The sequence below is a fragment of the Nocardioides pakistanensis genome, from assembly GCF_054781215.1.
In genome coordinates this window covers 118,269-141,164 of the sequence record NZ_BAAGUV010000004.1, presented here as the reverse complement: position 1 = coordinate 141,164, position 22,896 = coordinate 118,269, and the positions used below count along the sequence as shown (strand labels likewise).

17 protein-coding genes are annotated in these 22,896 nt (G+C 70.4%); 8 read left to right on the top strand and 9 right to left on the bottom strand.

Going from position 1 to position 22,896, the window contains the following annotated elements; translation table 11 throughout:
* Nucleotides 1-222 precede the first annotated feature (222 nt).
* Both metX and ACYVIH_RS02065 read right to left on the bottom strand, forming a co-directional pair.
* On the bottom strand, nucleotides 223-1,986 hold the full coding sequence (gene metX, locus ACYVIH_RS02070; RefSeq protein WP_460865406.1) for a homoserine O-acetyltransferase MetX: 1,764 nt from the start codon (nucleotides 1,984-1,986) through the stop codon (nucleotides 223-225).
* Nucleotides 1,983-3,293: an O-acetylhomoserine aminocarboxypropyltransferase/cysteine synthase family protein gene (locus ACYVIH_RS02065; protein WP_460865403.1), complete on the bottom strand. Its 1,311-nt coding sequence runs from the start codon at nucleotides 3,291-3,293 to the stop codon at nucleotides 1,983-1,985. The genes metX and ACYVIH_RS02065 overlap by 4 nt, the downstream gene beginning before the upstream one ends.
* Nucleotides 3,294-3,872: 579 nt before the next feature.
* Between ACYVIH_RS02065 and ACYVIH_RS02060 the strand changes: the two genes are divergently transcribed.
* Complete coding sequence (locus ACYVIH_RS02060) at nucleotides 3,873-4,520, top strand: polysaccharide deacetylase family protein (RefSeq protein WP_460865400.1); 648 nt, start codon at nucleotides 3,873-3,875, stop codon at nucleotides 4,518-4,520.
* 143 nt (nucleotides 4,521-4,663) lie between these two features.
* Here ACYVIH_RS02060 and ACYVIH_RS02055 read toward each other — a convergent pair whose 3' ends face one another.
* From ACYVIH_RS02055 to ACYVIH_RS02035, 5 genes are all read right to left on the bottom strand, one after another.
* Nucleotides 4,664-5,026 carry a cupin domain-containing protein gene (locus ACYVIH_RS02055; RefSeq protein ID WP_460865398.1) on the bottom strand — a complete coding sequence of 121 codons (363 nt, stop codon included), beginning with the start codon at nucleotides 5,024-5,026 and terminating at the stop codon, nucleotides 4,664-4,666.
* Entirely contained in the window at nucleotides 5,023-5,754 is a 732-nt protein-coding gene (narI, locus tag ACYVIH_RS02050) for a respiratory nitrate reductase subunit gamma (protein ID WP_460865395.1), read from the bottom strand. The genes ACYVIH_RS02055 and narI overlap by 4 nt, the downstream gene beginning before the upstream one ends.
* Nucleotides 5,754-6,491 (bottom strand): nitrate reductase molybdenum cofactor assembly chaperone, encoded by a 738-nt coding sequence (narJ, locus tag ACYVIH_RS02045; RefSeq protein ID WP_460865394.1) that lies wholly within the window; start codon nucleotides 6,489-6,491, stop codon nucleotides 5,754-5,756. The genes narI and narJ overlap by 1 nt, the downstream gene beginning before the upstream one ends.
* Complete coding sequence (gene narH / locus ACYVIH_RS02040) at nucleotides 6,488-8,206, bottom strand: nitrate reductase subunit beta (protein ID WP_460865392.1); 1,719 nt, start codon at nucleotides 8,204-8,206, stop codon at nucleotides 6,488-6,490. Before narH ends, narJ begins: the two co-directional genes overlap by 4 nt.
* 64 nt (nucleotides 8,207-8,270) lie before the next feature.
* Complete coding sequence (locus ACYVIH_RS02035) at nucleotides 8,271-11,942, bottom strand: nitrate reductase subunit alpha (RefSeq protein ID WP_460865741.1); 3,672 nt, start codon at nucleotides 11,940-11,942, stop codon at nucleotides 8,271-8,273.
* A gap of 335 nt (nucleotides 11,943-12,277) precedes the next feature.
* Here ACYVIH_RS02035 and ACYVIH_RS02030 point away from each other — a divergent pair, with 335 nt between their 5' ends.
* The 5 genes from ACYVIH_RS02030 to ACYVIH_RS02010 are packed head-to-tail and all read left to right on the top strand — an operon-like array spanning nucleotide 12,278 to nucleotide 18,710.
* On the top strand, nucleotides 12,278-13,321 hold the full coding sequence (locus ACYVIH_RS02030) for a DUF294 nucleotidyltransferase-like domain-containing protein (protein ID WP_460865390.1): 1,044 nt from the start codon (nucleotides 12,278-12,280) through the stop codon (nucleotides 13,319-13,321).
* Nucleotides 13,322-13,337: 16 nt separating this feature from the next.
* The gene (locus ACYVIH_RS02025) at nucleotides 13,338-13,529 is read left to right on the top strand and encodes a hypothetical protein (RefSeq protein ID WP_460865388.1); all 192 of its coding nucleotides are present in this window, start codon (nucleotides 13,338-13,340) and stop codon (nucleotides 13,527-13,529) included.
* A complete protein-coding gene (locus ACYVIH_RS02020) occupies nucleotides 13,529-16,255 on the top strand; it encodes an ATP-binding protein (RefSeq protein ID WP_460865385.1) in 2,727 nt (908 codons plus the stop codon). The genes ACYVIH_RS02025 and ACYVIH_RS02020 overlap by 1 nt, the downstream gene beginning before the upstream one ends.
* Nucleotides 16,255-16,626, top strand: a complete 372-nt coding sequence (locus ACYVIH_RS02015; protein WP_460865382.1) for a response regulator transcription factor — start codon at nucleotides 16,255-16,257, stop codon at nucleotides 16,624-16,626. The genes ACYVIH_RS02020 and ACYVIH_RS02015 overlap by 1 nt, the downstream gene beginning before the upstream one ends.
* Nucleotides 16,626-18,710, top strand: a complete 2,085-nt coding sequence (locus ACYVIH_RS02010) for a 3'-5' exonuclease (RefSeq protein WP_460865379.1) — start codon at nucleotides 16,626-16,628, stop codon at nucleotides 18,708-18,710. The genes ACYVIH_RS02015 and ACYVIH_RS02010 overlap by 1 nt, the downstream gene beginning before the upstream one ends.
* A gap of 77 nt (nucleotides 18,711-18,787) precedes the next feature.
* On the opposite strand, the gene ACYVIH_RS02005 is transcribed toward ACYVIH_RS02010, so the two are convergent.
* Nucleotides 18,788-19,198 (bottom strand): hypothetical protein, encoded by a 411-nt coding sequence (locus ACYVIH_RS02005; RefSeq protein ID WP_460865377.1) that lies wholly within the window; start codon nucleotides 19,196-19,198, stop codon nucleotides 18,788-18,790.
* 252 nt (nucleotides 19,199-19,450) lie between these two features.
* Between ACYVIH_RS02005 and ACYVIH_RS02000 the strand changes: the two genes are divergently transcribed.
* Both ACYVIH_RS02000 and ACYVIH_RS01995 read left to right on the top strand, forming a co-directional pair.
* Nucleotides 19,451-19,729, top strand: a complete 279-nt coding sequence (locus ACYVIH_RS02000) for a DUF4212 domain-containing protein (RefSeq protein ID WP_460865375.1) — start codon at nucleotides 19,451-19,453, stop codon at nucleotides 19,727-19,729.
* Complete coding sequence (locus ACYVIH_RS01995; RefSeq protein WP_460865373.1) at nucleotides 19,726-21,456, top strand: sodium:solute symporter family protein; 1,731 nt, start codon at nucleotides 19,726-19,728, stop codon at nucleotides 21,454-21,456. Before ACYVIH_RS02000 ends, ACYVIH_RS01995 begins: the two co-directional genes overlap by 4 nt.
* An 83-nt stretch (nucleotides 21,457-21,539) precedes the next feature.
* On the opposite strand, the gene ACYVIH_RS01990 is transcribed toward ACYVIH_RS01995, so the two are convergent.
* Nucleotides 21,540-22,781, bottom strand: coding sequence for an MFS transporter (locus ACYVIH_RS01990; protein WP_460865371.1), 1,242 nt, complete (start codon nucleotides 22,779-22,781; stop codon nucleotides 21,540-21,542).
* Nucleotides 22,782-22,896: the final 115 nt, after the last annotated feature.

Below are 22,896 nucleotides of genomic sequence, written 5' to 3'. Positions count from 1 at the left end.
GTCGAGCTCGTCGAGACCTGCGCACGGGAGGTAAGTGGGCAAACGGTCCGCGACATGCCTCGTGGGGGCGATCTGCTCACGGACTACCCGTGCAGACCGGTGCGGGTCCCGCCACTTGCAACGAAATGCACCATTTCCGCGCCGCAACTGGTGCAGAACGTTGCAAGTGAGCCGAGCCCGAACAGCGACCCGGGCCCGCACCGCGACAGGCCGGTGAGCGGGTCAGCGGGTCAGGACGTAGACCGCGGCCCCGGCGCGCAGGTTGGCGGCGTACGACGACCGCATCGGGCGGGCCTTGTCGTCGAGCAGGATCCGCTGCTCGACGACCAGCCCGAGGTGTGCGAACAGCGCCTCGAGGTCGGCGAGGGTGGACAGGTGGATGTTCGGGGTCTCGTGCCAGGGGTGTGGGAGCTCCCGGGACACAGGCATCCGGCCGCGCAGCAGCAGCCCGAACCGGTGTCGCCACAGCCCGAAGTTCGGCACCGACACGATGCAGCGGCGGCCGACCCGGCTGATCTCGCGGAGCACGTCGGCCGGGCGCCGGGTGGCCTGCAGCGTCTGGGACATCACGACCACGTCGAAGGCGTCGTCGGCGAACTCGTCGAGCTGCTCGTCGAGGTCGACCTCGATCACCGGCACACCACGGCGGATGGAGGCGAGCACCGCATCGGGGTCGATCTCGACGCCGGTGCCCGAGCAGCCGTGCTCGTGGACGAGGTGGGCGAGCAGGTCACCGTCGCCGCAGCCGATGTCGAGCACCCGCGAGTCGTCGGGGACCAGCCCGGCGACCACGTCGAGGTCAGGGCGGCCGGGCACGTGCACGCGTTGGCCCGAGCGGATGTCGCGGGAGTCGGCGTTGAGGAAGGCGCTGATCGTCTCGTGGTAGCCGGGCACGACGAGCAGGAACGAGTCGTGCCCCCACGGCGAGCGGATCTCGCGGAAGCTGACCGACGCGCCGGCGTGCTCCAGCGTGCGGACGATCCGCCGTGAGTGCGAGGTGTCGAAGCGCCAGTCGGTGTCGAAGGAGATCACCAGGAAGCGCGTGCCTCCTGCGGCGACCCGGGCCGCGGCCGAGGGGTCGGCGAACGGGTCGAAGTAGTCCATCGACCGGGTCAGGTACAGGTAGGACAGGGCGTCGAACCGGTCGAGGAACACCTCGCCCTGGTGGTTGAGGTAGCTCTCGACCTGGAAGTCCACGCCCAGGCCCATCCGGCTGCCCGGCGGCTCGTCGCCCTGAAGCCGGCGGCCGAACTTCTCGCTCATCGCCTCCTCGGACAGGTAGGTGATGTGCGCCATCATCCGCGCGATCGACAGCCCGAGGTGCGGGGCCCGGTCGCTGTGCACGTAGGAGCCGCCCTGGAAGTCCGGGTCGCGCATGATCGCCTCGCGGGCCACCGCGGAGAACGCGATGTTCTGCGCGGTCAGCCGTGACGAGGCCGCGACCACCACCGCGTTGTCGATCTGGTCAGGAGCGTCGAGCGTCCACTGCAGCACCTGCATCCCGCCGAGCGAACCGCCCACCGCGGCGTGCAGCCGCTCGATGCCGAGGTGCTCGAGCAGCCGCCGGTGCACGGTGACGAAGTCGGTCATCTGCAGCAGCGGGAAGTCCATGCCGTACGGCTTCCCGGTCGCCGGGTCGGTCGACAAGGGGCCGGTCGTGCCCTGGCAGCCGCCGAGCAGGTTCGGGCAGATCACGAAGAACCGGTCAGTGTCCAGCGGCTTGCCGGGCCCGATCAGGTTGTCCCACCACCCCGGCTTGGTCGAGCCCTCGCTGTAGCCGGCGGCGTGCGCGTCGCCGGTCAGCGCGTGGCACACGAAGATGACGTTGTCGCGCGCCGGGGCGAGCGTGCCGTAGGTCTCGTAGGCGACCTCGACCGGGCCGAGGGTCTGCCCGGTGGCGAGGACGAGCGGGTCCTGCTCGGTGTAGAGCAGGGCCCGCTCGGTCGTCGTACGGCCGACCGAGTGCGGGTCGGAGACGGTGGTCACTTGCCCGCGGCCTGTGCCTTCTCTTGGGCCTTGGCCAGTGCCTGCTCGACGTCGGCGATGATGTCGTCGACGTGCTCGATGCCGATCGAGAGCCGGACCATGTCCTCGGGCACCCCGGCCGCCTCGAGCTCGTCGGGGGTCAGCTGCGAGTGGGTCGTGGTCGCGTTGTGGATCGCCAGCGACTTCGCGTCGCCGATGTTGGCCAGGTGGCTGAACAGCTCCAGTCCCTCCACGAACGCCTTGCCGCCCTCACGGCCACCGGTGACGCCGAAGCTCACCAGGCCGCCGTAGCCGCGGCCGGTCAGCGTGCGGTCCGCGACTTCCTTGTATGGATCGTTCTCCAGGCCGGGGTAGCTCACCCACGACACCGCGTCGTGCCCCTCGAGGAACTGCGCCACCTTAAGGGCGTTCTCGCTGTGCCGCTCCATCCTCAGGTGCAGCGTCTCCAGGCCTTGGAGGAACAGCCAGGAGTTCAGCGGCGCGATCGCGGCACCGGTGTTGCGCAGCAGCACCGTGCGCGCCCGGATGATGTAGGCCAGGTTGCCGACGGCCTCGGTCCAGACGACACCGTGGTAGGCGCCGTCCGGCTGGGTCAGCCCGGGGAACCGCTCGGCGTGGGCGGCCCAGTCGAAGGAGCCGGCGTCGACGATCACGCCGCCGATCGACGTACCGTGCCCGCCGATGTACTTCGTCGCTGCGTGCACCACGACGTCGGCGCCCAGGTCGAAGGGGCGGCACAGGTACGGCGACGGGGCGGTGTTGTCCACGATCAGCGGCAGGCCCTCGGCGTGGGCGGCGTCGGCCCACGCGCGGATGTCGACCACGTTGATCTTCGGGTTGCCGATCGTCTCGGCAAAGACCAGCTTGGTCTTCTCGTCGACGTGCTTGGCGAGCTCCTCCGGCTTGTCCGGGTCGACGAAGCGCACCTCGATCCCGAACTGCGGGAGGGTGTGCGCGAACAACGCGTAGGTGCCGCCGTACAGCGTCGACAGCGCGACGATGTTGTCCCCGGCGTAGGTCAGGTTGAGCACCGCGTACGTCGTCGCCGCCGAACCCGAGGCGGTCGCGAGCGCTCCGACGCCGCACTCGAGCGCGGCCATCCGCTCCTCGAACACCGACTGGGTGGGGTTCATGATCCGCGTGTAGATGTTGCCGGGCTCGGCCAGCGAGAACAGGTTCGCGGCGTGCTCGGTGTCGTCGAAGACGTAGGACGTGGTCTGGTAGATCGGCACCGCGCGGGCGTTGGTGGCGGAGTCCGCCTCCTCCTGACCGGCGTGCACTCCCAGCGTCTCGGGGCGGTAGGTCATCGGGGCTCCTTGCGTCGTTGCAGAGTCGGAGTCGGGGCGTTGCGAGCCTAGCCCCGGCCCCTCAGACGGACCGGTGCGTCTTGCATCCCGGTCGGGGCCCGGATCGTCCGGTCTGGTCGGCCCGGCACGGCCGGATGGTCCGGTCGGCACGGCACGCCCGGATGGTCCGGTCGGCTCGGCACGCCCGGATGGTCCGGTCGGGGACCATCGGCGGCAGGTCGGGACCTCGGCCGCTGGTGGAGGTACGACGGGCGGGCGATGGTTGTCTCGGGAGCGGGTGCCCGGGGATTCGTTCCTGAGCAGGCCAGGACGGTGATCGTGATGCGACGCCAACTCGCTGCTGTGGCGGCGCTGGTCCTGCTCGCGGCCGGGTGTGCCACAGATCCGACTGTTTCGGATGCGCCGCCGGCCGCCTCGCCGGGCAGCCCGACCAGCGCGCCGACCTCGGCCTCGCTCTCCCCCTCGACGACCTCGGCCTCGCTGTCCCCCTCGGCCGCCGAGTCGTCGACGCCGCCCCCGAGCGATCCGTCAGCAACCGATCCCGAAGACACTGCCGAAGCGGCGGCAGTCGCGTGCGAGGTGCCGCCCCGGTTCGATCGCGTCGAGGTCTCCCGGCTGGACCTCACCGACAGGCTGGTCGCGCTGACCTTCGACGCCGGAGCGAACGGCGACGGGGTGAAGCCGATCCTCGACAACTTGGAGGCTCGCGAGGTGCCGGCGACGTTCTTCCTGACCGGCCGGTTCGTGGTCACCTACCCCGGCAAGTCGCAGCGGATCGCCCGGGAGCATCTCGTCGGCAACCACACGTTCGCCCACCCCGACCTCACGACGCTGCCCGACTTCCGGGTGGTGAACCAGGTGGTGCGCGCCGAGCGGGTGATCCGGGACACCACGGGCGAGGACCCGCGGCGGTTCTTCCGGTTCCCGTTCGGGGCCCGGGACGCGCACACGATCGGGCTGCTGAACGACCTCTGCTACGTGCCGTTCCGGTGGACCGTCGACACGCTGGGCTGGAAGGGCACGTCGGGCGGGATGACGGTGACCGAGGTGGTGGACCGGGTGCTGGCCGCGGCCGAGCCGGGTGCGATCGTGCTGATGCACGTCGGGTCCAACCCCGACGACGGCAGCACCCTCGACGCCGACGCGCTGCCGATCGTGATCCGCAAGCTGCGGGCCCGCGGCTACGGCTTCGTCCGGCTGTCGAAGGTGCTCGCGCCGGCCCCGTGAGCACGACCCGGCGGCCGCCGTACTTCCCAAGCGCTGTGGACGGTTCACCCGCGTCATGCCGCGTGTGTTGCGTCCATAACCCCGCGTTACAACAGGTCGGCGGGGGTGGGGCGGGGTGGCGGGACCCGGGTCGGGCGACGGGGCTAGAGCGCGACGGTGAGCAGGAAGGCCGAGTCGGCGTGCGCGGCGACGGCGTGCCGCTCGGGCGGGATCGGCACCAGCTCGCCGGTGGTGACCCGCCAGGTGCGGCCGTCGCCGCTGACGGTCAGCTCGCCGGAGAGCACGTGCAGCGTGGCGGCGGGCGGCGACTCGTGCTCGGCCATCTCCGCGCCCGCGGCGAGCGCCATCACGACCGCGCGCATCCGCGGGCCGGACATCACCGTGCGTGCCGCACGGCCTGACGACTGTCCCGGCAGCGACTCCAGCAGCTGCTCGGCAAGCACGGCCACCGACACGACATCGCTGGAGGCCTGGAGGGCCGACTCCTGACCGGTGTTCTCGCTCATCGGTCGATCCGCTCCCATCCGGGTCGGGGCGAGTGGCTGCCGAGCTGCACGTCGTCGCGGCTGCGGTAGACGATGTAGGGCCGGGTGACGTAGCCGACCGGCGCGCTGAACACGTGCACCAGCCGGGTGAACGGCCACAGCGCGAACAGGATGAACGCGGTCAGCGCGTGCAGCTGGAAGCCCAGCGGCGCGTCGGCCATCAGCGCAGCGTCGGGCTGGAAGGCCAGGAACGAGCGGTACCAGACCGAGACGCCCTCACGGTAGTTGTACTCCCCGCCGATCGTGAAGATCGACCCGGCGATGGTGTTCCACATCCCGAGGATGATCACCAGGCCGAGGAAGAAGTACATCACCTTGTCCATCGGCGTGGTCGCCGAGAACACCGGGCCCACCGTGCGCCGGCGGTAGATCAGGATGATCATCCCGACCGTCGCGGCGATGCCGGCCAGCAGGCCGCCGATCACCGCGATGTAGTGGTAGAGGTGGTCGTCGATCCCGACCGCCTCGGTCCACGACCGCGGCACCAGCAGGCCGATCACGTGGCCGCCCACGACCCCGAGCATGCCGAAGTGGAACAGCGGCGAGCCCAGCCGGAGCATCTTGTCCTCGTAGAGCTGCGAGGACCGCGTGGTCCAGCCGAACTTGTCGTAGTGGTAGCGCCAGAAGTGGCCGACGACGAACACGGCCAGACAGAGGTAGGGGAAGATCACCCAGAGGAACGTGTCCATCAGCGGGCTCCTGAGGCGAGCGAGGTGGGCATCGGCAGGTCCTGCGGTCCGGCGGCCGGCGGCGCCCCGGGAACGGCCGGCCCCGGGTCGAAGCCGGGAGTGGCGTACGGCGTCAGCCCGACCTCCTCCTCCGGCGGGCCTTGTGCGGCGAGCTTGCGTACCGCCTCGACCTCGTCGCCCCGCAGCGGCGGCAGGGTAGAGGTGACCACCTCGACGACACCGGCCCACGCGGAGCCCTCGTCGCGCAGCGACATCCGGAGCAGCTCCAGGCCGGCCCGGTGGTCGAGCAGCAGGCCCCAGCCGAGCTCCCGGTCGATGGTGGCGGCGTACTCCAGCACCACGCACAGGTGGTCGGGCAGCTCGCCCCCATGATCGGACTCGGCGTCCAGCAGGAAGCCCGAGCGCAGGTAGGTCTGCTTGAACCGCAGCAGCGCAACCCCGCGCTTGCGGGTGTCCCCGTGCGCGAAGTAGGTGAGGAACAGGCTGTTGCGCCGGCGCCGGTCGAAGGTCTCGACGTAGTCGGCCTGCACCTCGGTGAGCGGGGCCGACTCGAGGTGTACGACGAGCTCCCGGATCGGCTCCCCCAGCGAGGCGGGAAGGTCGTGGGAGGCGGCCCGGATCGCCGGCAGGTCGGCGAGCAGCTGCTCGTCGGGGTAGCCGAGGAGCAGGGACGCCGACTGCCACGCCGTCGAGAGCTGCTTGTCGGGCAGGGCGGGCCTGGTGTGCTTGCGGCTCACTTCAGGTCAGCCCCTCCCGTGGTGCCCGCCGTGCCGCCCGGGCCCTCGGTGGCCTCGCCGGGGGCGACGTCGTCGGGCTTGGGCGGGAACAGGCCGGGCGGCGGGGTGCCCTTGCCGTCCCAGTTGAGCAGGTTGACCCGCTGCTTCTTGTTCTCCGGGGAGGCCAGGGTGTCGGAGGTCTGCCGGGCCTGGAGCATCGCGAAGTTCTCCACCGCGATCGGGGTGAGGCCGCCGGAGCCCTCACCGAAGATCTCCGGGTTGCCGCCGCCGTACTCACTGACGGCACACTCGGTGGCCAGCTCCTCCAGCGAGTGCGCCTGCTCGGCGTGCGCGGGCGGGATCACGTAGCGCTCGTCGTACTTGGCGATCGCGAGGAGGCGGTACATGTCGTACATCTCCTCCTCGGTCATCCCCACCGACGCCGGGATCGACGCGTCGGGGTCGCGGCCCATGTTGATGTCACGCATGTAGGAGCGCATCGCGGCGAGCTTCTTCAGCACCCGGTCCACCGGCTCGACGTCGCCGGCGGTGAAGAGCTCGGCGAGGTACTCGATCGGGATCCGCAGCGCGTCGATCGCGGCGAACAGGTTGCCCTTGTCCTCGGCGTCGTAGCCGGTGTCCTTCACGACGTCGACGACCGGCGACAGCGGCGGGATGTACCAGACCATCGGCATGGTGCGGTACTCCGGGTGCAGCGGCAGCGCCACCTTGAACGTGTTGATCAGCGCGTAGATCGGCGAGCGCTGCGCGGCGTCGATCCAGTCGCGCGGGATGCCCTCCTTCTCCGCCGCCGCGATCACCGCGGGGTCGAACGGGTCGAGGAAGACGTCGCGCTGGGCCTCGTAGAGCCCGTGCTCGTCGGGGGTGGAGGCGGCCTCGAGGACCTTGTCGGCGTCGTACAGCATCAGGCCGATGTAGCGCAGCCGGCCCACGCAGGTCTCCGAGCACACGGTCGGCAGGCCGACCTCGATCCGCGGGAAGCAGAACGTGCACTTCTCGGCCTTGCCGGTGCGGTGGTTGAAGTAGACCTTCTTGTAGGGGCAGCCCGACACGCACATCCGCCAGCCGCGGCAGCGGTCCTGGTCGACGAGCACGATGCCGTCCTCGGAGCGCTTGTAGATCGCACCGCTCGGGCACGACGCCGCGCACGACGGGTTGAGGCAGTGCTCGCAGATCCGCGGCAGGTAGAACATGAAGGTCTGCTCGAACTCGAACTTCACCTTGTCGGCGATGTTCTTCAGCATCGGGTCGTGCTCCGCGGTGGCCTTCGAGCCACCGAGGTTGTCGTCCCAGTTCGAGGACCACTCGATCTTCATGTCCTTGCCGGACAGCAGCGACTTGGGCCGCGCGACCGGCGTGTGCTCCTGCGCGGGAGCGTCGGTGAGCGTGGCGTAGTCGTAGGTCCACGGCTCGTAGTAGTCCTTGATCGACGGCATCTTCGGGTTGGAGAAGATGTTCGCCAGCTTCTGCCAGCGCCCGCCGGCCTTGAGCTTGAGCCGGCCGCGCTTGTTGAGCGTCCAGCCGCCCTTCCACTCCTCCTGGTCCTCGTAGGTGCGCGGGTAGCCCTGACCGGGTCGCGTCTCCACGTTGTTGAACCAGACGTACTCGGTGCCGGTGCGGTTGGTCCACGCCTGCTTGCAGGTGACCGAGCACGTGTGGCAGCCGATGCACTTGTCGAGGTTCATCACCATCGCCATCTGGGCCATGACCTTCATGCGATGCCCCCCTTCCGGAGGTTTCGAGACGCTCGCTTCGCTCGCTCCTCAACCACCGAGACCATCAGTAGGTCACCTCCTGGCTGCGCTTGCGGATGATCGTGACCTCGTCTCTCTGGTTGCCGGTGGGGCCTAGGTAGTTGAAGGCGAAGGCGAGCTGGGCGTAGCCGCCGATGACGTGGCTGGGCTTGACCAGGATGCGCGTCAGCGAGTTGTGGATGCCGCCTCGCTTGCCGCTGGTCTCGGCGATGGGTACGTCGATCAACCGGTCCTGCGCGTGGTGCATGTAGACCGTGCCCTCGGGCATCCGGTGGGACACGATCGCGCGAGCCACCACGACGCCGTTGCGGTTGACCGCCTCGATCCAGTCGTTGTCCTCGACGCCGACCTTCGCGGCGTCCTTGTCGCTCATCCAGATCGTCTGCCCACCGCGCGAGAGCGACAGCATGAACAGGTTGTCCTGGTACTCCGAGTGGATCGACCACTTGTTGTGCGGGGTCAGGTAGCGCACCGTGACCCCGAGCTCCCCGACGTTGCCGAGCTCGGGCTCCTGGAAGAGCATCCCCATGTTGAGCGGGGGCCGGTACACCGGCAGCTGCTCGCCGAGCTCGGTCATCCAGTCGTGGTCGAGGTAGAAGTGCTGCCGGCCGGTGAGCGTGTGCCACGGCTTGAGCCGCTCGACGTTGATCGTGAACGGCGAGTAGCGGCGGCCGCCGGTCTCCGAGCCCGACCACTCCGGCGAGGTGATCACCGGCACCGGCGCGGCCACCGTGTCGGCGAAGGTGATCTGCTTGCCCTCGTGTTCGGCGGCGAGGTCGTGCAGCTGGGTGCCTGTGCGCTTCTCCAGGGTCTTGAAGCCCTGGGTGGCGAGGTGGCCGTTGGTCGTGCCGGACAGGGCAAGGATCGCCTCGGCGGCGGCCATGTCCTTCTTCAGCGACGGCCGCCCGTCGGCCGGCCCGCCGCGCACGGTGCCGTTCTTGTGCGCCAGGTAGTCGATCGAGGCGGTCACGTCGTAGGTGATGCCCTTGGTCGTCGTACCCAGCTTGTCCAGGAGCGGGCCGAGCGCCTGCATCTGCGCGCCGATCGCGGTGTAGTCGCGCTCGACCTCGACGATCTTCGGCATCGTCACGCCCGGCACCGGCTCGCACTCACCGTGCTTCCAGTCCTTGACGACCCCGTGCGGGTTGGCCATCGCGTCGGGGGTGTCGTGCAGCAGCGGCACCGCGACGACGTCCTTGCGGGTGTCGAGGTGGCCGGCCGCGAGCTCGCTGAACTTGGTCGCGATCGTCAAGAACGCGTCCCAGTCAGTGCGGGTCTGCCAAGGCGGCGCGATCGCGGGGTTGAACGAGTGCACGAACGGGTGCATGTCAGTGGTGTTGAGGTCGTGCTTCTCGTACCAGGTCGCCGCGGGCAGGACCACGTCGGAGAAGACCGTCGTGCTGGTCTGCCGGAAGTCCAGGGTCAGCAGCAGGTCGAGCTTGCCCTCGGGGGCGGTCTCGTGCCAGTCGACCTCCTTGGGCCGCTGGCTCTCGCCTGCCTCCGTGGCGCGCAGGGAGTTGTCGGTGCCGAGCAGGTGCTTGAGGAAGTACTCGTTGCCCTTGCCCGAGGAGCCGATCAGGTTGGCGCGCCAGATCGCGAGCACCCGCGGGAAGTTCTCGGGCGAGTCGGGGTCCTCCGCGGCGAACCGCAGCGCCCCGGACTTCAGCTGGTCGACGACGTACTCCGCGGCCGGCTTGCCCTCCGCCGCGGCCTCGTCGGCGACGTCGAGCGGGTTGCGGTTGAACGTCGGGTACGACGGCATCCAGCCCATCCGCGCGCTCTTGGCGATCACGTCGGCGGTGCTCATCCCGTCGAACGCGCCCTTGCCGGTCTTCGCGGCGAGCACGTCGGCGGAGAACCCGTCGTAGCGGAACTGGTTGGTGTGCAGGTACCAGTACGCGGTGTGGATCATCTGCCGCGGCGGCCGCTTCCAGTCCAGGCCGAACGCGAGGTTGGCCCATCCGGTGATCGGGCGGCACTTCTCCTGGCCGACGTAGTGCGCCCACCCGCCGCCGTTGACGCCCTGGCAGCCGGTGAGCGTGGTCAGCGCCAGGAAGCCGCGGTAGATCGTGTCGGAGTGGAACCAGTGGTTGGTGCCCGCGCCCATCAGGATCATCGAGCGGCCCTGGGACTCCTCGGCGTTCTGCGCGAACTCCCGGCCGATCCGTGCAGCGGCCTGTGCGGGCACGCCGGTGATGGCTTCCTGCCAGGCCGGGGTGTACGGCGCGCTCGCGTCGTCGTACCCGGTCGGCCACTCGCCGGGCAGGCCGTCGCGGCCCACGCCGTACTGCGCGAGCATCAGGTCGAACACCGTGGTGACCAGCTGGTCGCCGACCCGGCGGACCGGGACGCCGCGGGGCAGCGAGTCGGGCGCACCATCGAGGTTGTCGAAGCGGGGCAGCTCGACGAGCACGCTCTCGGCGCTGGTGTCGAGCAGCGACAGCTTCGGGTCGACCTCACCGAGGTCGAGGTTCCACTTGCCCGCTCCGCTGTCGCCGAAGCGGTGGCCCAGTGAGCCGTTGGGCACGACCGGCTCGTCGGTGCGCGCGTCCATCAGCACGGTCTTGAACTCGGCGTTCTCCTCGCCCTCGCGACCGGGCAGGTCCGCGGCGGTGAGGAACTTCCCGGGCCGGTACAGGCCGTCCTCGGCCTGCTCCAGCGCGACGAGGTAGGGCAGGTCGGTGTACTTCTTGGTGTACTCGGCGAAGTACGGCGTCTGCCGGTCGACGAAGAACTCCTTGAGCACCACGTGGCCCATCGACATCGCCAGCGCGCCGTCGGTGCCCGGCGCCACGGCCAGCCACTCGTCGGCGAACTTCACGTTGTCGGCGTAGTCGGGCGAGACCACGACGACCTTCTGGCCGCGGTAACGGGCCTCGGTCATCCAGTGCGCGTCGGGGGTGCGGGTGACCGGGACGTTGGAGCCCCACATCACCAGGTAGCCGGCGTCCCACCAGTCCCCGGACTCGGGCACGTCGGTCTGGTCGCCGAACACCTGGGGCGAGGCGACCGGGAGGTCGGCGTACCAGTCGTAGAAGGAGAGCATCGAGCCGCCGAGCATCGAGGTGAACCGGGCGCCCGAGGCGTGCGAGACCATCGACATCGCCGGGATCGGCGAGAAGCCCGCGACCCGGTCCGGGCCCCACTTCTTGATCGTGTGCACGTAGGCGGCGGCGACCATCTCGGTGGCCTCCTCCCACGACGCGCGGACCATGCCGCCCTTGCCGCGGGCGGACTTGTAGGCCTTGGCGCGCTGCGGGTTGTCGACGATGTGCGCCCACGCGAGGACCGGGTCGCCGTGCTGGGACTTGGCCTCGCGGTACATCTGCAGCAGCTTCCCGCGGATGTAGGGGTAGCGCACGCGCGTCGGCGAGTAGGTGTACCAGGAGAAGGCCGCGCCGCGGGGGCAGCCGCGGGGTTCGTACTCCGGCTTGTCCGGACCGACCGAGGGGTAGTCGGTCTGCTGGGTCTCCCAGGTGATGATGCCGTCCTTGACGTACACCTTCCACGAGCACGAGCCGGTGCAGTTCACTCCGTGGGTCGAGCGCACCACCTTGTCGTGGCTCCAGCGGTCACGGTAGAAGGAGTCCGCGCCCCGGCCGCCCTTGCGGTGCAGGCTCCGCAGGTCCTCGGAGACCTCCGCCTTGGTGAAGAACCGACGGGAGCGCACGAGCGCGTCGCTCAGCCCTCCGTCCATCCCCACTTCGTGATCGTGCTTTCCCTCGGGCTGAACGTCGGTGCTCACATCGCCTCGCAGTCGCCGGTCGCTGTCGTGCCAGATCAGACCAGGGTCGCATCGGCCCCGGTCAGGGACTTATGACCCGTTTTTATTCGGTCATGCGTCTCATGGTGGTTTGGCTCACCTCTCTCGTCGAGACCCACCCAACCAGACCGGACCCCCGATGTCAGCCACCCCTCCCCGCGCTTCGCCGAGGCGGAGGCGGATCGGTTTCGGGCAAGGACGCGCCACGGTCGGTCCCCGCTACTAGGGTGTGCACCACTGAGCGGCGCGAGGCTGTCGAGGTGGTGCCCGTGGCACGGACGGAGCAGGTCGATGAGCCGCTGGCGCTCGTCCGCGGCCTCGCCGACCTGGATCGGCTCGAGGCGCTGGACTCCTACGCCGGCGAGATGACGCGCGCCACCGCGCGGCTGCTCGGCGACGACGTCGACGCGCTCGAGGTCACGCAGGCAGTCGCCCACGTCAACGACGCGCTCACCAGCCGCCTGCTCGAGCTCGCGGAGGAGCGCCTCGGACCGCCGCCGCAGGCCTACTCCTGGCTCGCACTCGGCTCCCACGGGCGCGGCGAGCAGGTGCTGTCCAGCGACCAGGACAACGCGCTCGTGTACGGCGGCCCGCCGCTCGTCCCGGGCGACCCGGAGGAGTACTTCGCCGCACTGGCCGAGCTCGTCGTGGCCGGCCTCGAGCGAGCCGGGATCCCGCGCTGCAGCGGCGGCTACATGGCCACCGCCTGGCGACACCCGGTGGCGACCTACACCGACTTCTTCCAGCACTGGGTCCACGACCCGCAGCCGTCGGCGCTGTTGAAGACCGAGCTCTTCCTCGACGTCCGTCCCGTCTGGGGAGGGCTCGACGTCGACGGCTTCGGCGACGCACTGCTCGAGGGCGGCCGGCGCGGCGGCTTCCTGCTGGCGATGGCGCGGGCGACGGTGACGTTCAAGCCGCCGCTGATGGTGTTCGGCCACGTCCAGACCGACCACGGCTACCTCGACGTCAAGCGCAGCGGCACGGCCGCCATCGTGCTGCTCGCCCGCCTCTACGCGCTCGCCGCCGGGTCCCGTGCCCGCACGACCCTCTCCCGGCTGGAGGCGGCCGGTGAGGCCGGGCTGCTCAGCCCCGCGGGTGTCGAGCAGCTCGCCGAGGGCTACCGGCTGCTGACCGGCCTGCGGCTGCGTCACCAGCTCGAGCAGGCGCTGGCCGGCCGGCCGCTGGACAACCGGGTCCGGGTGGACTCGCTCAGCCACGCCGAGCGCCGCGGCCTGCGCGACGCCATCCGTGCGGTGCGCGTCGTGCAGGAGATCACCGCGAACCGCTACCGGACCCATACGGTGACGTGAGCGTGGAGGGACGTCGATGAACGAGGAGAGGACGAGCACCCGGCTGGTCGTGCTCGCCGTGCTCGCCTTCGCGCTGTTCAACTACCCGCTGCTGCACCTGTTCGACGTCGACGTGCTGGTGCTCGGCGTACCCCTGGTCTGGCTGTACGTCTTCGGCTCGTGGGCGCTGCTGGTCGCCCTGGTCGCCCTCACCGTGAGGGACCGCTGATGGTCGCGACCTGGATCGTCGTGGCCGTGTCGGTGAGCTACCTCGGCCTGTTGTTCGCGATCGCCTACTACGGTGACCGGGCCGCCGCCCGGGGCCGCAGCGTGATCAGCAACGGCTACATCTACGCGCTGTCGATCGCCGTCTACGCCACCTCCTGGACCTACTACGGCAGCGTCGGCAGCGCGGCAGCCGGGGGGATCGCGTGGCTGCCGATCTACCTCGGCCCGATGGTCGTGGTCACGCTGTGGTGGGTCGTGCTCCGCAAGATCATCCGGATCTGCAAGCGCGACCGGATCACCTCGCTGGCCGACTTCGTCTCCTCCCGCTACGGCAAAAGCCAGGCGCTGGGCGGCCTGGTCACCGTGATCGCCGTGCTCGGCCTGGTGCCCTACATCGCCCTGCAGCTCAAGGCGATCTCGACGACGTTCACGATCCTGCGCGACGACGTGGTGCCGACCGCGGGCGGCGGCACCGGGTCGGTGCCGGTGCTGCACGACACCGCGCTGTACGCCGCGCTGCTGCTGGCCGCCTTCACGATCGTCTTCGGCACCCGGCACCTCGACGCCACCGAGCGGCACGAGGGGATGGTCGCCGCGATCGCGTTCGAGTCGCTGGTCAAGTTGGTGGCGTTCCTCGTGGTCGGCGCCTGGGTCACCTTCGGGCTCTTCGACGGCTTCCCCGACATCGTCGCCCGCGCCGCCGAGCGCCCCGAGCTGGCCGAGCTGCTCACCCTGGAGTCCACCACCAGCTACGGCACCTTCTTCTGGTTCACGGTGCTGTCGATGCTCGCCTTCCTGCTGCTGCCCCGGCAGTGGCAGGTCGCGGTGGTCGAGAACGTCGACGAGCGGCACGTGCGCACGGCGATGTGGCTCTTCCCGCTCTACCTGCTGCTGATCAACCTCTTCGTGCTGCCGATCGCGCTGGGCGGCCTGCTCACGTTCGGCGACGGCGCCGACGCCGACACCTTCGTGCTCGCGCTGCCGATGCACGACCAGCAGCCGCTGCTGGCCCTGCTCGTCTTCGTCGGCGGGTTGTCCGCGGCGACCGGGATGGTGATCGTGGAGACGATCGCGCTGTCGACGATGGTGTCCAACTCCCTGGTCATGCCGCTGCTGCTCCGCAGCCGCGCCGCGCTGCGGGGCCGGCGCGACCTCGGCCGCGTCGTGCTGCTCGTGCGTCGGGTCACGATCGTCGCGCTGCTGCTGCTGGGCTTCGTGTACTTCCGGATCGCCACCGACGCGCTCGGCCTGGTGCAGATCGGGTTGATCTCCTTCGCCGCGGTGGCCCAGTTCGCGCCGGCGGTGCTGGGCGGGCTGTACTGGAAAGGCGCCACGCACGCCGGCGCCGTCGCCGGCCTGCTCGCCGGGATCGGCATGTGGGGCTACACGCTCCTGCTGCCGTCGTTCTCCGACTCCGGCTGGCTCGGCACGTCGCTGCCCACCGAGGGGCCGTTCGGCGTCGAGCTGCTCGCCCCCTACGCGCTGTTCGGGCTCGACGGGCTGCACCCGGTCAGCCACGCGATGCTGTGGAGCATGCTCGCCAACGTCGGCGTGCTGGTCGTCGTGTCGCTGTTCACCGCCCGCGGCCCCGTCGAGCACGTGCAGGCCGCGGTGTTCGTCGACGCGATGCAGCGGCACTCCCGCGACACGTCGCTGTGGCGCGGCTCGGCCACCGTCGGGGCGCTCGGCGGGCTGCTCGAGCGCTTCGTCGGTCCGCAGGGCGCCCGCGACGCCCTCAGTGCGTACGCCGAGCGCACCACGGCCGACGTCGACCCCGAGGCGGTCGCCGACGCCGAGCTGATCCACCACGTCGAGACCCTCCTCGCCGGCTCGGTCGGGTCCGCGTCCGCTCGGGTGCTGGTGTCCTCGGTGGTGTCCGAGGAGCCGCTCGGCATGAGCGAGGTGATGGAGATCCTCGACGAGGCCTCCCAGGTGCGTGCCTACAGCCGTGCCCTGGAGCGCAAGTCGCTCGAGCTCGAGGAGGCGACCGCCGAGCTGCGCGAGGCCAACGTGCAGCTGAAGGAGCTCGACCGGCTCAAGGACGACTTCGTCTCGACCGTCACCCACGAGCTGCGCACGCCGCTCACGTCGATCCGGGCGTTCTCGGAGATCCTCGTGGACAACCCCGACCTGGACGTCGAGGAGCGGCAGCAGTTCCTCCGGCCGATCGTCGACGAGACCGAGCGGCTGACCCGGCTGATCAACCAGGTGCTCGACCTGGCCAAGCTGGAGTCCGGGGCCGCGGAGTGGCACGTCGGGCCGGTCGACGTACGCCAGGTGGTGGAGGCGTCCACGGCGACCACCGCCCAGCTCTTCCGGGACCACGGGGTCGCGCTCGACCTAGACTTGCCCGCGACGTTGCCGCTCGTGGCGGCCGACGTCGACCGGGTGACCCAGGTGATGGTGAACCTGCTCGGGAATGCCGTGAAGTTCGCCGACCCCGACCGGGGCCGCGTGCGGGTCGGTGTCACAGCGCGCGACGGCGAGGTGCAGGTGGACGTGGAGGACAACGGCGCCGGGATCCCCGAGGAGGACCTCGAGGTCATCTTCGACAAGTTCCGGCAGGGCGGTGACACCCACCGCGACCGCCCCTCGGGCACCGGCCTGGGACTGCCGATCAGCCGCGAGATCATCGACCACCTCGGCGGCCGGCTGTGGGCGCACCGGCACGCCGGACCGGGCGCGACCTTCTCCTTCACGCTGCCGGTGGTCAGGAGGGAGGGCTGATGGCCCGCAAGGTGCTGATCGTCGACGACGAGCCGAACATCGTCACGTCGCTGGAGTTCATCATGCGCAAGGCCGGCTACGACACCGCGGTAGCACGCGACGGCGACGAGGCGCTCGCGCAGGTCGAGGCGTTCGAGCCCGACCTGGTGCTGCTCGACACGATGATGCCGCGACGCGACGGCTACGAGGTCTGCCAGACGCTGCGCTCGTCCGGGCGCACCGGCCTGCGGATCGTGATGCTCACCGCGAAGGGCCGCGAGGCCGAGGTCGCCAAGGGCCTCGCCGTGGGCGCCGACTCCTACATCACCAAGCCCTTCTCGACCCGCGACCTGGTCGAGCACGTCGGCACGCTGCTCGCCGAGGACCGCTGATGCCGGGTCGCGGCGGGGTGTCCCGGCCGGTCGTCGCGGTCACGGCGTACGTCGTCGCGGCCGGTGCCGGACTGGTCGCCCTGCTCGCCGCGGAGGCCGACCCGGTCGCGGTTGCGGTGCTCGCGCTCGTGGCGACCGGCGGGCTGGTCATGATCCTCTCCCGCACCCTGGGCGGCACCTCCGCGACCGCGCGCCGACTGGCCGGCGACACCGCCGTCATCGTCGACGCGAACCCGGCCCACCGGCTGGACCCGACCGCTGCCGGAGAGCTGGCCGCCCTCGCCACTGCGGTGAACCGGCTGGCCGAGGACCGCGAGGCGGTCCGGCGCGAGGCTGCCGCGCAGGCGGAGGCCACCCGGCGCGACGTGGAGTCCGAACGCAACCGGCTCGCAACGCTGATGGCGCAGCTGAGCGTCGCGGTCGTCGTGTGCAACGGCGAGGGCCGGGTGCTGCTCTACAACCAGACCGCGCGGGACCTGGCCGGGGACACCGCGCCGCTCGGGCTGGGCCGGTCGGTGTTCGGCCTGGTCGACCGCGGCCTGCTCGCCCATGCGCTCGACCGGCTGCGTGCGCGCGGGGAGACCGCCTACACCGCGACCACCCTGCACGACGACAAGCTGCTCCGGGTCCGCGTGTCGCTGGTCGCCGAGCCGGGTTCGGACGCTGCCACCCGGGATCCGGGGTTCGTGCTGGTGCTGGAGGACCTCACCCGGGAGGTGCGCGCCGGCGACGAGCGCGAGCGCCAGGTCCGGCAGCTCGCCGAGAGCGCACGGGCCTCGCTGGCGAGCATCCGGGCGGCCACCGAGAGCCTGCTCGACTTCCCCGACCTCACCGACACCGAGCGGCGGCGTTTCCTCGAGATCGTGCACGAGGAGACCGGCCGCCTCACCGACCGGGTCGACGCAGCAGCGACGGAGTCGTGGACCGCCCGCGACGACCGCCTGGTCGCGGAGATCACCGGGGACGACCTGCTGGTCCTCGTCGCCGACGAGCTGATGCACGCCCGGATCGCGAGCAGCCCGCCGCTGGCGGACGAGCACGTGTGGGTCCTCGCCGACGGTCACGCGATCGCCCGGTGCGTCGTGCACCTGGCCACGCGGCTGCGCGACGCGGCCGGTCTCGACCGCGCGACGCTGTCCCTGACGTCGGCCGGCCGGCACGCCCAGCTCGACGTGTCCTGGCGCGGAAGCGCGCCACCGACCTCGGTCGTCGAGGCCTGGCTCGACGAGCCGCTGGCCGGGGCCGGGTCGCGCACCGCCCGCCAGGTCGTCGACCGGCACGGAGCAGGCGTGTGGTGCGGCGAGTCCACCGGTGACGAGCGCGGCCCGGTCGCCTACCTGCGGATGCTGCTGCCGCTCGCCGAGGGCACCGAGCAGGCGGGCCGCGCGCCGCGGGTGACGGTGGAGAGCCGTCCGGAGTTCTACGACTTCCACCTGTTCACCGCACGGACCCAGCCGGCCGAGCTCTCCGAACGGCGCCTGGACCAGCTCGCGTTCACCGTGTTCGACACCGAGACGACCGGCCTGGACCCGACCGGTGGCGACCGGATCATCTCGATCGGCGCGGTGCGCGTGGTCAACGGCCGGGTGCTGCGGCAGGAGACCTTCGAGCGGCTGGTCCAGCCGCACCGGTCGGTGCCGGCCGCGTCGACGGCGATCCACGGGATCACCGCGGAGATGCTCGAGGGTGAGCCCCCGATCGGCGAGGTGCTCCCTGCCTTCGCACGGTTCGCCGAGGAGACCGTGCTCGTCGGCCACAACGTCGGGTTCGACCTGCAGTTCCTCAAGCTCGCCGGTGCGCCCACGAGCATCGACCTCTCCCGGCCCGCTCTGGACACGCTGCTGCTGCACGCCGCCCTGCACCCCGACAACGAGGAGCACACGCTCGAGGCGATCGCGGCCCGACTCGGGGTCAGCGTCGTCGGTCGGCACACCGCGCTGGGCGATGCGCTGGTCACCGCCGAGGTGTTCGTCGCGCTGGTCGGCATGCTGCGACAGCGGGGGATCGAGACGCTGGGCGGTGCGCTCGCGGCGTCACGGGAGACGTTCCAGGCACGGCTCGACGAGCGGCTGTACGGCAGCTGAGCACCCCGGGCTCAGGGCTGCGTGTCAGGGGCTGCGTGTCAGGGCTCTGTGTCAGGGCTCTGTGTCAGGGCTCTGTGTCAGGGCTGGGCGGCAGGGCGGGTGCGGAGCAGGGACACCGCGGCGGTGGCGGCGAGGACGCCGGCGCCGAGTGTCATCACGAGGCCGGCGCCCGGCATCCACCCGCCGAAGCCGACCTTGGAGATCAGGTGGCCCAGCTGCCACAGCGGGAGCAGGATGGCCGCGGCCGCCATCACCGCGGCGTGGCCCCCGGCGAGACGCGGCGAGCGCAGGATCGCTCCGGCGATCCCGAGAAAGGCCGCGTACATCGTCCACAGGCCGGGCCCGCGCAGGCCGGTCACGGTCCCCAGTGGCGTGTAGAGCCACGGCAGGAAGGCGCCGACCAGGACCATCAACGACGCTCCGAGCAGGCGGCGGCTCGCCGGTGCACGACGGGCCCGGGGACGTGCGGCTGCGCTCATGGTTGCCATTCCAGCACTGTAGGCGCTGTCGCACGCAGCGCAGCCCCGCGCCGGCCGCGTGCGGTGAGCGGGCGATCTGCTGCGGCGAGCGGTCGGCCGGCTGACCAGACAACCCCGGCGGCACGGCGCGAGCAGGGCCGCCGATCGCAGGTATCCGACCGCCCGGCGATTCTTGTGACCCAGGTCACCGTTACCCCTTGACCCTGATCTCATGCCTCTGTTTCTCTCCGGGGCTACACGGCCCCCAACGAGGGAGACTCAATGGACGAGAATCAGCGCCAGGAGTACTGGCGCAAGAACCTCCGCCTGATGGCGGTCCTACTCGTGGTCTGGGCGCTGGTTTCCTTCGGCGCCGGGATCATCTTCGTCGAACCGCTGAACAACATCGAGATCCTGGGCTACCCGCTCGGGTTCTGGTTCGCCCAGCAGGGTTCGATCATCACCTTCGTCATCCTGATCGGCATCTACGTCTGGCGGATGGACAAGCTCGACGCCTCGTACGGCATCGACGAGTACGAGGAGGAGGTGCACCACTCATGAGCACAGTCCAGACCTGGACCCTCGTCTTCGTGGTCCTGACCTTCGGGCTCTACATCTACATCGCCTACGCCAGCCGGGTCAGCACAACGTCGGGCTTCTACGTCGCCGGTGGCGGCATCCCGGCGCCGGCCAACGGTGCGGCGATCGCAGCGGACTGGATGAGTGCGGCGTCGTTCATCTCGATGGCCGGCATCGTGTCCTTCGCCATGAACGGCTACGCCGGCTCGGTGTACCTGATGGGGTGGACCGGCGGCTACGTGCTGCTGGCACTCCTGCTCGCGCCCTACCTGCGCAAGTTCGGCAAGTACACCATCCCCGACTTCGTCGGTGACCGCTACAACGAGAGCGCCCGCATGGTCGCGGTCATCGCCGCGATCGTCGTGTCGTTCGTGTACGTCGCCGGGCAGATGGCCGGCGTCGGCGTGGTGTTCCAGCGCTTCCTGGGTGTCGGCACCGAGATGGGCGTCGTCATCGGCATGGTGATCGTGTTCTTCTACGCCGTGCTCGGCGGCATGAAGGGCATCACCTGGACCCAGGTGGCGCAGTACTCCGTGCTGATCATCGCCTACCTGATCCCGGTGGTGGCGATCTCGGCCAAGCTCACCGGGATGCCGATCCCGCAGATCGGCTTCGGTGAGATCCTCGCCGAGCTGGACACGCTGCAGCGCGACCTCGGGTTCGCGGCCTACACCGAGGCGTTCACCTCGACGAGCATGCTCAACATGGTGCTGATCACCGGCGCGCTGATGTTCGGCACCGCCGGCCTGCCGCACGTGATCGTCCGGTTCTACACCGCCAAGAGCGTGCGCGCCGCCCGCTTCTCGGCGCTGTGGGCGCTGTTCTTCATCTCGCTGCTCTACACCACCGCCCCGGCGATCGGTGCGTTCAGCAAGCTGAACTTCATCAAGGACATCAACGGCGTCGCGATCGGCGACACCCCCGGCTGGTTCAACACCTGGGCCGACGTCGGCCTGATCACCGTCGACGACCTCAACGGCAACGGCGTCATCGACTACACCGGTCAGGCCAGCGACGTGATCGTCAACAACGACATCATCGTGCTCGCGGCTCCCGAGATCGGCGGCCTGCCGGCCCCGGTCGTCGGCCTGGTCGCTGCGGGTGCCCTCGCGGCCGCACTGTCCACGGCGTCGGGCCTGCTGCTGGTGATCTCCTCGGCGGTCGCCAACGACGTCTACTACAAGAAGATCAACCCGGCCGCGACCGAGGCCCGCCAGCTGCTGGTCGGCCGGATCGCGATGGGCGGGGCGATCCTGGTCGCCGGCTACCTGGGCATCAACCCGCCCGGATTCGTGGCGCAGGTGGTCGCCTTGGCCTTCGGTCTGGCCTGTGCGAGCTTCTTCCCGATCCTGGTGCTCGGCATCTTCTGGAAGAAGACCACAGCGGCCGGAGCGACGGCCGGTATGGCCGTCGGCCTCACCGTGACGATCGCCTACATGCTGTGGACGATCGACATCTACGGCAACAGCGCGGGCATCTTCGAGATCCCCGAGACCGGCTTCGGCACGATCGGCATGCTGATCAACTTCGCGGTGACGATGATCGTCTCGACGTTCACCAAGAAGCCGTCGGCAGCCATGCAGGAGCTGGTGGAGGAGATCCGCTACCCCGGCAAGACCAGGCTGGTCGCCGCGCACGCGGAGGGCCACCTCGAGGACGTGTTCCCCGAGGAGGGCGGCTCGCCGTCCGGCGGTGCCCCCCGGCACTAGCCCCGCAGGCCCAGGGCCCGCTCACCGCGCTCGACGCGGTGGGCGGGCCCTGTCGCTGCGTGTCGGGTCCGTGGCGCAGAAGGTCAGGCGGCCGTTGCCGCGACCTCCGCGTCGTGGCGCTGCTCGGTGCGTCGTACGACGGTCAGCGTCATCACCAGGGTGAGGGCGGCGGTGACCGACAGCAGGACCAGGCCGATCGCGTAGGAGTCGGTGCGGCCGTAGACGTAGCCCATGATCAGCGGGGGCACGAAGCCACCCAGGCCCCCGGCGGCGCCGACCAGGCCGGTGACACCGCCGACGCGCGCGGGCTCGGTGACCTTCGCGATCAGCGCGAACGTCGCGCCGCTGCCGGAGCCGAGCGCGGCGGCCATCGCGAGAAAGGCGACGGTGCCGATGTGCTCGAGCAGCGGCGTGGTGGCGGCGACGGCTGCTCCGGCGACGACCACGGCGTAGCCGCCAACCAGCACCGGGACCGGGCCGAACTTGTCGGAGAGCCAGCCGCCCACCGGGCGCATGAGCACGGCGACGACGACGAACCCGGCCATCCGGTTCGCGGCGTCCGCGGGTGTCAGCTCGTAGGCGACCTTGAGGTAGGAGGGCAGGTAGACCGAGAACGCGACGTAGCCACCGAAGGCGACCGCGTAGAGGATGCAGGCCTGCCAGGTGATCGGCAGCCGGGCGTTCGCGGCGAGGCGCTGCATCAGCGTCGTGGTCGGCGCGGTGCGGCCCGGGGCGTCGCGCATGATGATCCAGGCCAGCACCGCGTAGACGGCCAGGGCGGCCGCGGTGATCAGGAACGGCGACCGGGCGCCGAGACCGTCGTAGAGCTTCACGGTGGTGAGCGCGCTGATCGCGGTGCCGCCCATGCCGGCGCCGAAGATGCCGACGGCGAGACCACGCCGCTCGGGCGGGTACCACGCGTTGACGAACGGGACCCCGACCGCGAACGCGGTGCCGGCGATGCCCAGGAAGAAGCCGCCGACGAGCAGCAGCGTGTAGGACTCGAGCGCGACGAAGGCGATGAACAGGATCGGCAGGATCGTGATCGCCGAGATCACCGGGAACATCACCCGGCCGCCGTACTTGTCGGTCAGCGCACCCACGATGATCCGACCCAGGGAGCCGACGATCACCGGCACGGCGACCATGAGGGCAACGTCGCCCTCCGAGAGCTCGCCGAGCGTGCCCTCCTGACGGAACAGCGGTCCGAGCGGACTGATCAGCGCCCAGGCCCAGAAGTTCAGGGCGAACCCGATGGTGGCCATCGCCAGCATCAGGCCGGGACTGCGTTGTGCCGTCTCGTCTCCGGTGGTCACACTGCTCATCGGCTCTCCCAGGGGGTCGTCACGGTCGGGGCTGACCTCGCTCTTGTCTATCGCACGTACCCTTCCGTGACCACGACCCTGCGCGCCCGGGTCGAAGGTCCCGGGCCGCAGCGCC